The organism is Faecalibacillus intestinalis, assembly GCF_003024685.1.
In the GTDB taxonomy this organism is placed as follows: domain Bacteria; phylum Bacillota_I; class Bacilli_A; order Erysipelotrichales; family Coprobacillaceae; genus Faecalibacillus; species Faecalibacillus intestinalis.
Map to the genome: position 1 here is coordinate 1 of NZ_PYLQ01000012.1, position 14,251 is coordinate 14,251.

General features: G+C 29.7%; 20 protein-coding genes. 12 read left to right on the forward strand and 8 right to left on the reverse strand.

The genetic code is table 11. The features are described 5' to 3' along the window. Nucleotides 1–15 precede the first annotated feature (15 nt). A complete protein-coding gene (locus C7U54_RS08840; protein ID WP_107030101.1) occupies nt 16–648 on the forward strand; it encodes a fructose-6-phosphate aldolase in 633 nt (210 codons plus the stop codon). On the opposite strand, the gene C7U54_RS08845 is transcribed toward C7U54_RS08840, so the two are convergent. From C7U54_RS08845 to C7U54_RS08855, 3 genes are read right to left on the reverse strand one after another with little or no spacing between them, the layout of a single operon-like run. Further along, complete coding sequence (locus tag C7U54_RS08845; RefSeq protein ID WP_107030048.1) at nt 564–1,271, reverse strand: ABC-2 transporter permease; 708 nt, start codon at nt 1,269–1,271, stop codon at nt 564–566. The genes C7U54_RS08840 and C7U54_RS08845 overlap by 85 nt on opposite strands. Before the next feature lies 1 nt (nt 1,272). Beyond that, nucleotides 1,273–2,109, reverse strand: coding sequence for an ABC transporter ATP-binding protein (locus C7U54_RS08850; protein WP_107030049.1), 837 nt, complete (start codon nt 2,107–2,109; stop codon nt 1,273–1,275). Nucleotide 2,110: 1 nt separating this feature from the next. Further along, nucleotides 2,111–2,482, reverse strand: coding sequence for a GntR family transcriptional regulator (locus tag C7U54_RS08855; RefSeq protein WP_022002689.1), 372 nt, complete (start codon nt 2,480–2,482; stop codon nt 2,111–2,113). 557 nt (nt 2,483–3,039) lie between these two features. On the opposite strand from C7U54_RS08855, the gene C7U54_RS08860 reads away from it, so the two are divergent. Beyond that, nucleotides 3,040–3,597, forward strand: a complete 558-nt coding sequence (locus C7U54_RS08860; RefSeq protein WP_107030050.1) for a sugar O-acetyltransferase — start codon at nt 3,040–3,042, stop codon at nt 3,595–3,597. Nucleotides 3,598–3,626: 29 nt separating this feature from the next. Here C7U54_RS08860 and C7U54_RS08865 read toward each other — a convergent pair whose 3' ends face one another. After that, nucleotides 3,627–4,664, reverse strand: coding sequence for an aspartate-semialdehyde dehydrogenase (locus C7U54_RS08865; RefSeq protein WP_107030051.1), 1,038 nt, complete (start codon nt 4,662–4,664; stop codon nt 3,627–3,629). A gap of 13 nt (nt 4,665–4,677) precedes the next feature. Then, on the reverse strand, nt 4,678–5,832 hold the full coding sequence (locus tag C7U54_RS08870; protein WP_107030052.1) for a homoserine dehydrogenase: 1,155 nt from the start codon (nt 5,830–5,832) through the stop codon (nt 4,678–4,680). A 288-nt stretch (nt 5,833–6,120) separates the two neighbouring features. Between C7U54_RS08870 and thrC the strand changes: the two genes are divergently transcribed. Together thrC and thrB are read left to right on the forward strand one after the other, a co-directional pair. Next, nucleotides 6,121–7,605: a threonine synthase gene (thrC, locus tag C7U54_RS08875; RefSeq protein ID WP_107030053.1), complete on the forward strand. Its 1,485-nt coding sequence runs from the start codon at nt 6,121–6,123 to the stop codon at nt 7,603–7,605. A gap of 3 nt (nt 7,606–7,608) precedes the next feature. Beyond that, nucleotides 7,609–8,502: a homoserine kinase gene (thrB, locus tag C7U54_RS08880; protein WP_107030054.1), complete on the forward strand. Its 894-nt coding sequence runs from the start codon at nt 7,609–7,611 to the stop codon at nt 8,500–8,502. Between the two features lie 14 nt (nt 8,503–8,516). Here the strand turns inward: thrB and C7U54_RS08885 are convergent, their stop codons facing one another. Then, nucleotides 8,517–8,750, reverse strand: a complete 234-nt coding sequence (locus C7U54_RS08885) for a helix-turn-helix domain-containing protein (RefSeq protein WP_022002683.1) — start codon at nt 8,748–8,750, stop codon at nt 8,517–8,519. A gap of 191 nt (nt 8,751–8,941) precedes the next feature. On the opposite strand from C7U54_RS08885, the gene C7U54_RS08890 reads away from it, so the two are divergent. From C7U54_RS08890 to rpsI, 8 genes are all read left to right on the forward strand, one after another. Next, entirely contained in the window at nt 8,942–9,181 is a 240-nt protein-coding gene (locus C7U54_RS08890) for a hypothetical protein (protein ID WP_022002682.1), read from the forward strand. A gap of 1 nt (nt 9,182) precedes the next feature. Then, the gene (locus tag C7U54_RS08895) at nt 9,183–9,914 is read left to right on the forward strand and encodes an alpha/beta hydrolase family protein (protein ID WP_107030055.1); all 732 of its coding nucleotides are present in this window, start codon (nt 9,183–9,185) and stop codon (nt 9,912–9,914) included. A 94-nt stretch (nt 9,915–10,008) separates the two neighbouring features. Beyond that, nucleotides 10,009–10,335, forward strand: a complete 327-nt coding sequence (locus C7U54_RS08900; protein WP_022002680.1) for a PadR family transcriptional regulator — start codon at nt 10,009–10,011, stop codon at nt 10,333–10,335. Beyond that, nucleotides 10,328–10,924: a DUF1700 domain-containing protein gene (locus C7U54_RS08905; RefSeq protein WP_107030056.1), complete on the forward strand. Its 597-nt coding sequence runs from the start codon at nt 10,328–10,330 to the stop codon at nt 10,922–10,924. The genes C7U54_RS08900 and C7U54_RS08905 overlap by 8 nt, the downstream gene beginning before the upstream one ends. Before the next feature lies 1 nt (nt 10,925). Further along, nucleotides 10,926–11,684, forward strand: a complete 759-nt coding sequence (locus C7U54_RS08910) for a DUF4097 family beta strand repeat-containing protein (protein WP_022002678.1) — start codon at nt 10,926–10,928, stop codon at nt 11,682–11,684. 2 nt (nt 11,685–11,686) lie between these two features. After that, nucleotides 11,687–11,875 carry a PspC domain-containing protein gene (locus C7U54_RS08915; protein WP_022002677.1) on the forward strand — a complete coding sequence of 63 codons (189 nt, stop codon included), beginning with the start codon at nt 11,687–11,689 and terminating at the stop codon, nt 11,873–11,875. 149 nt (nt 11,876–12,024) lie between these two features. Continuing rightward, on the forward strand, nt 12,025–12,462 hold the full coding sequence (gene rplM / locus C7U54_RS08920) for a 50S ribosomal protein L13 (RefSeq protein WP_022002676.1): 438 nt from the start codon (nt 12,025–12,027) through the stop codon (nt 12,460–12,462). Between the two features lie 11 nt (nt 12,463–12,473). Then, the gene (gene rpsI, locus C7U54_RS08925) at nt 12,474–12,866 is read left to right on the forward strand and encodes a 30S ribosomal protein S9 (RefSeq protein ID WP_022002675.1); all 393 of its coding nucleotides are present in this window, start codon (nt 12,474–12,476) and stop codon (nt 12,864–12,866) included. Between the two features lie 127 nt (nt 12,867–12,993). On the opposite strand, the gene C7U54_RS08930 is transcribed toward rpsI, so the two are convergent. Further along, nucleotides 12,994–13,536, reverse strand: a complete 543-nt coding sequence (locus C7U54_RS08930; protein ID WP_158561725.1) for a type III toxin-antitoxin system ToxN/AbiQ family toxin — start codon at nt 13,534–13,536, stop codon at nt 12,994–12,996. A gap of 178 nt (nt 13,537–13,714) precedes the next feature. After that, nucleotides 13,715–13,933, reverse strand: coding sequence for a site-specific integrase (locus C7U54_RS08935; protein ID WP_117871759.1), 219 nt, complete (start codon nt 13,931–13,933; stop codon nt 13,715–13,717). Between the last annotated feature and the right edge of the window lie 318 nt (nt 13,934–14,251).

Here is a 14,251-nt window from a genome sequence, read left to right on the forward strand (position 1 = left end):
ATAGGAGAAAAGAAAATGGAATTTATAATTGATACAGTAAACTTAGAAGATATAAAAGAAGCAGTAGAATATATGCCAATTGTAGGAGTAACAAGTAATCCTTCAATCGTAAAGAAAACAAGTCCAAAAGACTTCTTTCAACATATGAAAGAAGTAAGAAAAATCATTGGAAAAGAAAGAAGTCTTCATATTCAAGTGATTTCTAAGGAATGTGATGAAATCGTTAAAGAAGCCCATCGTATTATTGAAGAAATTGATGATCAAGTTTATATCAAAGTGCCTGTTTCTTATGAAGGAGTCAAAGCTATTAAACAATTAAAGGCAGAAGGAATAAATGTAACAGCGACAGCTGTTTATGATTTGATGCAAGCCTATATGGCCTTGGCAGCAGGAGCAGACTATATTGCACCTTATGTCAATAGAATAGGGAACCTAGGAAATGATCCAATGGAACTGATCAATGAATTATCTAATAGAATCGTACAAGATGGTTATGATTGTAAGATATTAGCAGCAAGCTTTAAAGGGGTACAACAAGTAAGAGATGCCTTCAATTATGGAAGTCAAGCAATCACAGCGCCAGTAGAAGTCTTAAAACAAATCTTTGCGAATCCAAGTATTGAAAAAGCAAGTTTTAAACTAATGTGATAAGAAATTATATTACAGATGAATGTGAATATAACAGTTGCAAGTGTTACCATAGATAAATGGTTTTCTATAAGTGAATCAATAATTGTTTCTAAATCAAAACCAATGAATTTTGTTAGAAAATAAATTAGAGCTACAAATAAGAAGATACCACCAAAAACAATGATCATTGCAAGTTGACTTCTTTGTGCTTCAAAGTAGACTCCTACAGGAGTTATGATTGCAATCACAAAATAAGAAAACATAAGTGTTAGTAGGCAACCTTGTAGAAAATCACTATTTAGAAAATGAAATGATTGTTGAATACGATAGTAACCTATACTTGAAATACAAATCGCAAAGAATAGAAAAAGTAATCCTAATAAAATACCTAAGCTATATTTTTGTTTAAGATAATCTTCTTTTTTTATAGGCAAAGTAAATAAAGATGTAAAGCCATGATTGATACTATCATAACTAATTGTACTCATTAAAATGATACCTGGAAATACACTGAAATAACCTAAAACAAAGGTGGGTTTCTTATAGAAATAAGAAGAGCCAAAACCAAATAAAACAAGAAAGAGAAAGAGTAATTTGCTTTCTTTGATATATGAAAAATCTTTAATAAATAGTCCCTTCATTTTATTCACCCCTTAACATCATAGAAAATAAAGTATCAAAATTATTCTTTTCAATAATAATTTCTGGATAGTTTTCTTGATAGAATTGTTTTTGATTTGTTAAAGCAGTATAACCATAATTTTCTTTTCTCGTCTTTATAAAGTAATTATGATCTACTTGATTAAATTGTTCTTCTGTTAATTTTAACAAACCATATTGATCTAATAAACAATCCGTTGTTTCATGGAATATAAATTTGCCATCATCAATCATATAAATATCATCACATAGACCTTCTAAATCAGAAGAAATATGAGAACTAATTAAAACTGAACGGTTTTCATCTTCTTCCATAAATTCTCGAATTAAGTCAATGATTTCTTCTCGAGCAAGAACATCTAAACCATTTGTTGGTTCGTCGAGAATAAGAAATGAGGCATGATGTGATAAGGCAATTAAAACATTGAGTTTTGCTTTCATACCGGTAGAGAATTCATTGATTTTTTTATCTAAAGGAAATTGATATTGTTTACATTTTTGTAGAAAGTAATCTAAATCAAAATCTTTATAGGTGTTATTTAAAAGATTTATTAAATCTTTCAATTTAAGATATTCACATAAAGAAATATTAGCTAGTGTACAACCAATTTTATTTTTATCAACATCTTTATAATCTTTATCTAAAAGTGTAATATCACCAGAATCGATATGAATGAGATTTAAAATAACTTTAAAAAGTGTAGTTTTTCCTGAACCATTTTTTCCTATTATTCCAGTAATGGAACCGGGTTTTATTTCTAATGAACAATCTAAATGAAAATGTGAATAAGTTTTTTGAATATGATTAACTTTTAACATATTACTCCTCCATTAATAGTTCTAGCATTTCTTTAATTTCTTCATAACTCACACCAGCTTGTTTTCCTTTTTGAATGGCTTTTTCTAAATAATCTTCTATCTCTTTTCGTGCTTCTTCTAGAAGTGTTTCTTCATTAACAGCAAGAATAAAAGTTCCTTTACCATGAATTGTTTTAGTAAGACCTCCGTTTTCTAAAAAATCATAGGCTTTTTTTACAGTAAGAGCACTAATTTGTAATTCTTTAGCAAGACTTCTTACAGAAGGCAAAGCATCATTTTCTTTTAAAGTGTGGTTATTGATTTGTTTCTTTATCTGATCGACAATTTGTTCATAAATTGGAATCATAGATGAGTGATTAATAATTATGCGCATATAAGTCCTCCTCCATCTATAAACAGTATATAACAGTATAAAACAGTTTGTCAACTGTTTGGGCAATCCAGCCAATAAAATAGTGAGAGAACGATGATAAAATAAGGCAGAAGGAAGATGAAGATGATGAGTAATCATGTTATTGGATATGGAATGAATGAGGTTGTAGAAACAGCAGTTACCATGTTTTAAAAATCTGAGATAAGCGTAAATACTTGCAAGAAAATTATTAATGCATGCCTTGGTAGTTCATGTAGATATGATAGGAATAAATATGAAACTATAGAGTATCTTTATGAAGATTATTATGGAAATTGTCTGAAAAAAATTGAAAAAAGGAAGATCAAGTTGTACTTGGGCGTTGGGAAATTCCTAGTGAAATTAGAGAAGCTATTGTAGCACCACAAATTTGTAAAGAATGTTATAACAAGTTGTCTCAAAAATATGATATGGAAAAAGCATTTGTTCCTGACGATGAAAAGCATGTGGTAAATTTTATATTTTTTGTTGAGGTATTTTATTTAAAAGATATAATAGTTGAAAAAGGAGTGTTGAATATGACTGAAAAAGAAAAGATGGAAGCAGGTTTATGGTATGATGCGAATAATGATCAAGAACTCATAGATCAAAGATTAGTTTGTCAGGATTTATGCTTTGAATTAAATCAATTAAAACCAAGTGATGAAAAAAGAAATGAAATAATTGAAAAGATTTTAGGATATTTTCCAGAGAATCTTGTTTTGTTAAGTCCTTTTACAGCAGATTATGGAAAAAATATAAAATTAGGAAAGAATGTTTTTGTGAACATTAATAACTATTTTATGGATGGGGCATCCATTGAAATAGGTGATCATGTTTTTATTGGTCCTTCTTGTGGGTTTTATACAGCGAATCATCCATTGAATTATACAAGAAGAAATCAAGGACTAGAAAAAGCTTTACCAATTAAAGTAGGGAATAATTGTTGGTTTGGGGCCAATGTTTCTGTGATGCCAGGAGTTACCATTGGTGCGGGGTGTGTGATTGCAGCAGGAGCAGTGGTGACTAAAAATATGCCAGACAATAGCCTGATTGCAGGTGTTCCAGCAAAAGTCATTAAAACAATTGAACAATAAAAATGACCTCCATTGGAGGTCATTGCCTTTTATTTTAATAAACCTAATTCAATCATTTTTAATCCGATGTCTACAGAGTTATAAGCAGCACCTTTCATTAATTGGTCACCTGTAATCCATAAACTTAAAGCGTTATCTTTATATAAATCTTTTCTAACGCGTCCAACGTGAGTTAATTCATCACCAATAAAGCTTGTTGGCATTGGATATACTTGGTTAGCTAAATCATCACATAAATCGATACCTGTACTATTTCCTAATAATTCAAAGACTTTATCCATATCGATTGTTTTTTTAGTTTCAATATAGATTGATTCACTATGTCCACGTAAAACAGGAACACGTACACAAGTCGCATTGACTTCAATATCTTTATTGAAGATTTTTTTAGTTTCATTAACCATTTTCATTTCTTCTTTACTATATCCATTTGATAAATCAAATTTATCAACTTGAGGAATACAGTTGAAAGCAATTGGAAAATGTTTTTTATCTCCAGCACAAGGTAATGTTTTAGCAACAGGTTCTTTACCATCTAAAACTTCTTGGCTTTGACGATAAAGCTCTTCCATACCAGCAACACCAGCACCAGATACAGCTTGGTAAGTAGAAACAACGATTCTTTCAATATCAAATTCATCATTTAATCTTGTTAATGCACTACACATCATAATTGTTGTACAGTTTGGACAAGAAATAATTCCATGATGATTTACTAATGCTTCACCATTTACTTCAGGTACAACTAAAGGAACATTAGGATCCATTCTAAAATGTGAAGTATTATCAATATTGACACATCCAGCTTCTACGGCATATTTCATATATTTTTCTGAAATACTTCCACCAGCAGACCAGAAAGCAACTTCAACACCTTCAAAACTGTTTTCAGTTAATTCTTCAACAACAAATTTATGTCCTTCAAATTCGATTTCTTTTCCAGCACTTCTTGCAGAAGCTAATAATTTAATACTTTCAAAAGGAAAGTTAAATTGGAAAACACATCTTAACATTTCACGACCAACGGCACCAGTAGCACCTACAATAGCAATTTTAAATTTTTTCATTTTTATAATCTCCTTATCCTCTTACTTTGAAAATAACAGCATTTTCATCATTTAATTTATTTTTTAAATCAGCTAATTCAATTTCTTCTGTTATATAAATATGATCATCTTTTTCACTATAGTATGTTTCATAAGGAATATCTACAGGTTTAGATGCTCTTACATAATAGCGTGAAGAAGAAATAGGGTAAACATGTTTACAATCTTCATAATCATGTGACCATCTTTCTACTTGGTGTGTTTTCATGATATCACTGACAACAGCTGAAGCAGTGACATAACGTCCAGCACCACGACCATAATAGATGATGTTATTAACATAATCGTTATCGATTTCAACAACGTTGTAAGAATCCATAACATTAGCAACAAGTTCATTTAAATTAACAAGTGTTGCGGAAACATCAATTCCTAAACCATCTTTAACAGGTTTTGCTTGAGCAATCATTTTAAAACGATAACCTAATTTTTTAGCGTAATCCATATCTAATTTAGTGACATTACGGATACCGCTAGCTTGAATTTGATCAAAGTCAACAAATTTTTGATAACCATTTTGCGCTAAGATACAAATTTTATGAGCAGCATCAATTCCATCTAAGTCTAAAGCTGGATTAGCTTCAACATATCCTAAACCATCTGCAATTGATAAGGCTTCATCAAAATCAAGATTTTCATTTTCCATTAAAGTTAAAATAAAGTTTGTTGTTCCATTTAAAATACCAACAATTTCTTTAGTGTTATTTGCAATCAAACTTTCTTTTTGACTTGCTAGAACAGGAATACCTCCCCCTACAGAAGCTTCATAGAAAATATGTACATCATTTGCTTTAGCAGTTTTGAAAATTTCTTTTCCATAATGAGCTAATAAAGCTTTATTAGCTGTAACTACATGTTTTTTGTTATTTAATGCTTCTAAGATAATGTTTTTCGCAATTGTTGTTCCCCCAATAAGTTCAACCACGACATCAATTTCCTCATCATTAATAACATCATGATAATCTTTTGTATAGATGATTTCCTTAGGTAAGTCTACTTCTTCAAGACCACACCCGTATTTAACAACAATTTCTTGTTTCATTTCTTTTTCTAAACGTGTTTTTTCATTTGTAAGAATTTCAATGACCCCATATCCTACAGTACCAAGTCCAATAACACCTATTTTCATGATAGTCCCCCTTATAATAAAAATAGACCAAATGGTCTATTGAAAACTTAACATAAACAAACCATTATTCTTGAGCTTTATTTTTTAAATGCATCAATAATAGTTTTAATGGTTATCATAGTTAAGCCTCGCTTTCTTTACTTTTTTGATATAATAGCATGATTGTATACAGTAGTCAATTTTTTCTCATAGTTTCTTTCCTTATATTATATTAATAATAAAATCTTGGATTGTTGACTTTGTATACAATATTCAATATAATAAATTCAATTATTGGAGGATATAGCGATGAATAAGACATATGTAAGTACGCGTAATCATCAAAATCAAATCAATTTCTATCAAGCAATTGTACAAGGAATTGGTGATGATGGGGGATTGTTAGTTCCTAATTTTGATTTTCAAAAATTAGATTTAAATAAATTAGTTCAATTAAATTATGTAGATTTAGCAACAGAGGTGATTTCAACTTTTGTTCCTGAAGATGGTAAAGAACTTATCCATCAAGCATGTTTAAATGCATATGGAAAAGGTTTATTTCCAAAAATTGTTGTTCCTGTAAAAAAAGCAGGAGATGTTTATGTAGCTGAATTATTCCATGGACAAACAGCTGCTTTTAAAGATATGGCATTATCTTTATTACCACATTTAATGACTTTATCTTTAAAACAATTAAAAGAAGATCGTGAAGTCATGATTTTAGCAGCAACAAGTGGTGATACTGGTAAAGCTGCTTTAGAAGGATTTAAAGATGTTGAAGGAACATGTATTAAAGTATTTTATCCATTAGATGGAGTAAGTGCGATTCAACAACAACAAATGGTTTCTCAAGAAGGAAAAAATGTTAAAGTTGTTGGAATTCATGGTAACTTTGATGATGCTCAAAGTGCTGTAAAAGTAGCGTTTGGAGATAAAATGTTAAAAGAAGTAAGTGATCAACATCATGTTTTCTTATCTTCAGCTAACTCAATTAATGTAGGACGTTTGATTCCACAAATCGTTTATTATTTCCATAGTTATTTTGAACTTGTAAGAAATAAAGAAATTGAAATGGGAGATCAAGTAAACTTCTGTATACCTAGTGGAAACTTTGGGAATTGTTTGGCAGGATGGTTTGCGAAAAATATGGGTCTTCCTGTTAATAAATTTATTACCGCATCTAATAAGAATAATATTTTAACTGATTTCTTTACAACAGGTAAATATGATGCTAATAGGGAATTCTTTAAAACAAATGCACCGGCAATGGATATTTTAGTATCAAGTAACTTAGAAAGACTTGTATGGTATATGTCTGGAAAAGATGGTGATAAGGTTAAAGAATACATGGAAAAATTAAAAGCAGATGGTATTTATGAAGTTGATGATGAAACATTTGCACGTATTCAAGATCAATTTAAAGCAGGATATTTAAATGAAGAAGAAGTTTTAAAAACAATTAAAGATTGTTATGAAGATAATGGTTATGTTTTAGATACACATACAGCGTGTGGTTATGGTGTATTAAAACAATATCAAAAGGAAACTGGAGATCAAACTAAAACAATCTTACTTTCAACAGCTTCACCATATAAATTCCCTGAATCTGTTTATAAAGCATTATTCAATGAAGAATTAGATGTTTATGATGCAATTGAAAAATTAAATAAAAAAACAGGTGTAGCAGTACCTAAACCATTAGTTGGAATTAAGGATAGAGAAGTGCTACATAAAACACATATTGATAAAACAGAAATTATTAATTTTATTAAATCAGAAATGGAAGGACTTTAAAGAATGAAAGTCAAAGTCAAAGTACCAGCAACAAGTGCCAATTTAGGACCAGGATTTGACGTTGCTGGATTAGCGTTAACTTTATATAATACCTTTACTTTTGAATTAAATGAAGGTGGATTAAATATTACAGGTTGTCCAACACAATTTTGTAATGAAGAAAACTTAACATACCAAGCTTTTAGCCAAGCAGCTCAAAGCTGTGGTTTAGATTTTAAAGGTGTCAATATTCATTGTGAAAGTCAAGTTCCTTATACAAGAGGTCTTGGAAGTAGTTCAACATGTATTGTGGCAGGAATCGTTGGAGCTTTTGCTTTTAAAGACAAAACAGATGATCGACAAGAAATTCTTGAACTTGCGACCAAGATTGAAGGACATCCAGACAACGTTGCACCAGCTATTTTTGGTGGTTTAACAGTTTCGGTCATGGAAGAAGAACAAGTACTTACATTAAATGTTCCTGTAAAACATGAATATCGTTTTGTAGCTTTAATTCCACCATTTACTTTATCTACTGAAGAATCACGTAAAGTGTTACCACAAACATTAGATCGTCAAGATGCAATCAAAAATGTTTCCCATTTAGCTCTTGTCGTTGCTTCTTTGATTAATGGTTATGATGATGGTTTAAAATTAGGATTTAAAGATCGTTTACATCAACCTTATCGTGGTAAGTTGATTCATAATTATGATGAAATTATGAATGTTTTAGAAAACGATGAAAATGTTTTAGGATGTTATTTATCAGGGGCAGGACCTACTTTAATGGCAGTTATTCGTGAAGAAGATAAAATGGGTGTTGTTCGCTTAAAAGAAGAACTTGGATCATTATTAAATGATTGGGAAGTTATTAAATTAGAATTAGATCATAAAGGTTATACTTGTGATTATGAATAAGGGATAAGGAGATTTTACTCCTTATCTTTCTTTTTTTCTTCAATAATGCTTAGATAATCAATACTTTTTTCTAAAAGTTTAGAAAGTAATTTCCAAGTATCGAGGGACATTTCTCTTTCGTTATTCTCATAGTGAGAGTATGTACGCGGGGATACATGGATCAATTTAGCTATGTCTTTTTGTTTTAAATCTTTATCCTCCCTGGTATTTTTTAAATTAATATAAATATATTTCTTCTTTTTAGTCATTTTTTACCTTTCTTTATTTCTCTACTAACACGCTATAATCATAGTATCAACGGAGTATGGAGTGTTCTTATTTTCATTATATGGAAAGATTAATTAGAATTGTTGTAATGGAACAATTTGGTCTTTTTTTTGATAAATTCATCATTTAGACATATTATTTGTTATAATGAAAAATACATGGAGGTATTAATATGGAAGGTATTACAGAAATTGATAAAACTGAATATATAGATGAATGTAAAGAAATTGTAAGAAATGAAATACCAGAGGAATTATCTGATGAAATGCTTACAATTGTAACAAATGAAATTATGGATACATGTTTATTTATTGGTGGAGATTTTAAAAAAGAAAATATTATAGATATTACAAAACAATATGTTACAATGGGTGGCATTCGAAGAATCAAGAAAGCACATGAGGATATTTAAAATGCAACATTATTGTGAAATTCCTACACCTAAAGGTACACTTAGAGGTTTTTTTCATAAACCTAATCAAGATAAACATCCGGTTTGTTTGATTTTTCATGGTTTTACGGGACAAAAAACAGGAACAAAGTTTTCTTATGTTCAATTATCCCGTATGTTAGAATCAAAAGGAATAGCATCATTTCGTTTTGACTTTTTAGGAAGTGGAGAAAGTGATGGTAATTTTGTCGATATGACTTTTCAAGATGAACTTTCTTGTGCAAGAGTGATTTTAGAAGAATGTTTAAAAATGGAAAATTGTACTGAAATCTATGTTTTAGGTCATTCAATGGGTGGCGCTATTGCTAGTGAACTTGCTAAGCTTTATCCAGATGTGATTAAAAAGATGGTCTTATGGGCACCTGCTTTCAATTTACCAGATGCGCTTCATTATTTAACAGGACAAGTTGAAAGAGCGAAAACTTATGATCATGGTGGGTATGAAATATCAGATGATTTTGTAGAAGATATTTTAAAAAGAGATTTTTATCAAGAATTAGATACTTATCAAAATGATTTACTTGTGATTCATGGAACAAAAGATACAACAGTTCCTTATGAAATCAGTAACAAATACATGAAACTATTTCATAAAGGAACAAAGTTTGTTTCGATAGAAGATGGCAATCATAATTTTGATAAACTAGCTGATATTAAACAAGTTTTAAAATTAACTTTAAAATTTTTTGAATAATGTGTTTAGCACATTATTTTTTTATCAACAAATTTGTTGTAATATAATACTATACGTTATATAATATTATTGTAAAAAGAATAGGAGGGCAAATATGATATTTAATACAGGGGCTGCTTTGTTAGACGCCATTGTTTTAAGTGTTGTCGCTAAAAAAGAAGAAGGAACCTATGGTTATAAAATTACACAAGATGTGAGAAAAGGAATCGATGTTTCAGAATCGACACTCTATCCTGTCCTTAGAAGATTACAAAAAGATGATTGTTTAGAGACATATGATAAACAAATTGATGGTAGAAATCGAAGATATTATAGAATTACAGATAATGGAAAGAATAAATTAGAGATGTATAGAAATGAATGGATAAGTTATACAGAAAAAATTAATTCATTATTAAAAGGAGGGGATAATAATGAATAAGGAACAATTTTTAGATGAATTGGAAAAATTATTACAAGATATAGATTCAATAGAAAGAGATGAAGCACTTAATTATTATCGTGATTACTTTGAAGATGCAGGAAGTGAACATGAACAAGAAATTATAGATGAATTAGGAACACCTGAAAAAGTTGCACAAACAATTAAAGAGGGACTTGATATAAATGAGCAAGAAAATGAAGAAGTAATTCATTATAATGAAAGAAATACACGTATATTAAGAGGAATCATTGTTGTTTTATTAGTTTTACTTATTTTACCAACAATTGGTGGTGTTGGTGGTTTAGTAGTAGCAGCGTTTGGTTTATTTCTTTCAATTGTATGTATCGGTATATTTGGTACATTTGGATTGTTATGTGCTTTAGTTGCTTTAGTTGTTGTTGCTATTAAAATGTTTATGGATGGTTTAATTGCTGGTGGTCTTATTTGTTTAGGTGTTGGTTTATTATTATTTTCTTTGAGTTATTTAACTTCTTTAATGACAGTCAGTATTTTTAAATATTTACCCCAAGCATTTAGAGCACTCATTGATTTAGGTAAAGATATTTATAATAAGGTGGTGGGTTAATATGAAAATTTATAAATGTATTGCACTTGTAACATTAATTCTTGGTCTTGCTTTATGCGTTGGTGGTGTTTTGATGAATGGCTTAGATCAATTACCTGGTGAAGCACAAAAAGTAACGAATTATGTTAAATTTAAATCTTTTGGTAAAGCAAAAGATGTTAATTTGGAATTAGGTGTTGATGCTCATTGTAACCTTGATTTAGAATTATCAGCATTAAATGGTAAAATCGTTTATTATGATGGAAATACAATTAAAGTAGAAGGAAGTCATGTTAATAAAGATTATGATTTTAAATATAATGGACAAGTTGCAGATATTTCTTTTACGGGTGTTACTCGTAAAAAAGAAACAAGTAACCTTACTTTATATATTCCAAGAAATATTCAATTTAATCACATTGATTTAGATATTGATGCCTCAAAGATTACAATTGAAGATTTACAATGCAATCAATTAGAAATGGAAAGTGATACAAGTAAAGTAACAATCAAACATTTACTTGTTAAAGGAAATACTGATATTTCTAATGATATGGGGGATCTTGAGATTTCAAATTTAGATACGTATAACTTAGATTTAGAAAATGATATGGGAAATGTATCTTTAGTGATGACAGATACAAGAGATCAATATAAAGTGACAAAAGATGGAAGTATGAGTTCTATTCATATAAGTGATGCAAGTCAAGTAATAGGAAATAAAAATATTGATATCGATACAGATATGGGAAATGTAACAATTCATTTTAAGGGGGAATAATAATGAATAAAAAGTTATATCGTTCAACTAAAGATAAGGTATTAGCAGGGGTATGCGGAGGACTTGGAGAATATTTTGATGTAGATCCAACACTTGTAAGACTTGCTTGTGGTTTGCTTTGTTTATATGCAGGAACAGGACTTCTTGCCTATGTTGTTGCAGCATGTATTATACCTGTAGATCCAAGATAGTTTTTATTTGATATTAGAATAAAAAATATTCGATTTTGTCGCATTATTTTGTTGACATTGATATTGTGATTTCATATAATTAAAAAGGTTTCATAGGCAAAAACCTTTTAAAGTCCCCGGTAAGGATAAACAAAGGAGAAAAGAAAAAGATGAGACAAACAACAATGGCAAATGCTGCCACAATCGAAAGAAAATGGTATGTAGTTGACGCAGCTGGACAAACATTAGGTCGTTTAGCTTCAGAAGTTGCTACAGTGTTAAGAGGGAAAAATAAACCTACTTACACACCACATGTTGATACTGGTGATTATGTAATCATTATCAATGCTGACAAAGTAGTTATGACAGGTAAAAAATTAGAAAACACTAAATATTACCGTCATTCAGGATGGTTAGGTGGTCTTAAAGTTAAGACAGCTAAACAATTCTTAGAACAAAATCCAACAGGATTTGTTGAAGCAGCAGTTAAAGGTATGTTACCACATAACACTTTAGGTAGAAAACAAGGAATGAAATTATTTGTTTATGCTGGTGATAAACATCCTCATGCAGCACAAAATCCAGTAGAAATGAAAGTGAAAGGGTAAGGTGAAAGATAATGGCAAACGTACAATATAGAGGAACAGGTAGAAGAAAATCTTCTGTAGCACGTGTTATCTTAACACCAGGTACAGGAAACTTCGTTATTAATGGAAAAGAAGCTAGAGAATATTTAGCATCAGACGTATTAAACATGATCGTTAATCAACCATTAGAATTAACAAACACTAAAGACAAATTTGATGTAACTGTTAATGTTTATGGTGGAGGGTACTCAGGACAAGCTGGTGCAATCCGTCATGGTGTTGCTAGAGCTTTATTACAAGCTGGTGACGATTATAGACCAACATTAAAAGCTGCAGGATTCTTAACTCGTGATTCACGTGTTAAAGAACGTAAAAAATATGGTCTTAAAAAAGCACGTCGTGCTCCACAATTCTCAAAACGTTAATTTATACGTTTATTCAGAGAAATTCAAAGAAACTCAAATCGGCAAAACTCGATTTGGTTTTTTTGTTTTTTGTAAAATAAATAAAAACGGTATGCAACTAGTATGCAACAAATAAAAATGGAATGACCTAATGAGTGTCATTCCATTCGTTCATTTTTTCTTCTAATAAATTAAAATTGCAATAAGCAAATTTAATTATGTTTGTTTTCTTTTGATAATTGATAATACTTATGGTTTTATCAAAAATTGTTTTTTTCTTTCTTTTGCAAAATTCATACTCTTTTGCAAGTAAGTCTCGATCTTTGTGGTTGCGTATATCAATTTCATGATAACAATTATTTGCAACAGGAATTGCTTTTTTTAAATCAATAACAGATAATAGTTTTTTGATTTCGCCATTGCCTATATCTTTAATAATATCTAATTTATGTACTTCTGTTTTGTTTATGTTTTCGTAAATAACCAAGTAATCAGCACCATTATTTTTCAATTTTAAATGTTTTGGTTTTGCGGAGGTTAAAGGAACAAAATAAGGAATTGAGTTATTGTATATAATGATTCCTACATAGGGTTTATTTTCATAATCATGACGTTGCTTATTCAAATAAACTTCAGAATCATAAGAATATAAGTATTTAATATAATCTATATCTATAGTATAAAATTTCACTTTAATCACATTCCCTTTTTGTAAAATAAAAGGAAGGATTTGCATCCTTCCACACTTTAACGCCCTACACTTGTGGCGGTAGGAGCCGTACTGTTCGGTAATTTCTACCTTCAAATAAATTATACACAATTAAGTGTACAAGTCAATTATTAATATTGACTTATACATTATATTCATATTACTTATTTTTTATACTTTCTGGATAGTAAATACTATTAACTGCATCAATCAACAAATTAATATCAATATGTGTATAAACTTTTTCGGTCAAGCTCATTGCTCCTTTATGTCCAACAATCATTTTTTGATATGTAGGAGATACTTTCGCTTCAGCTAATAATGAAATACAGGTATGTCTACAACAATGAGGTGTTTGATCAAATCCAAGTTGTACCATTAATGGGAGAAAATAGCTATCATAGTAATTTCTATATTTGAATTGTTTATTTTCTTCGGTGTGTAATAAATATTCTCAATTATGCAACAAATTGGATTTTGAAAACAACTTGCATATTAAAATACTAAATGCTATAATCTAATTGCAAGTTAGAGATCATTGTATCAATGCAAAAAGGTAAGAATGTGTCAGATTCTTACCTTTTTTGAAATTTTAGAGTGTTCTTAGCACTAGGCTCGTTATCGTTTGAATATCTTGTCCAACCATTTGCATATGTAGTATACTAATACACCTGCCACGACAGATATTATTAAGTTA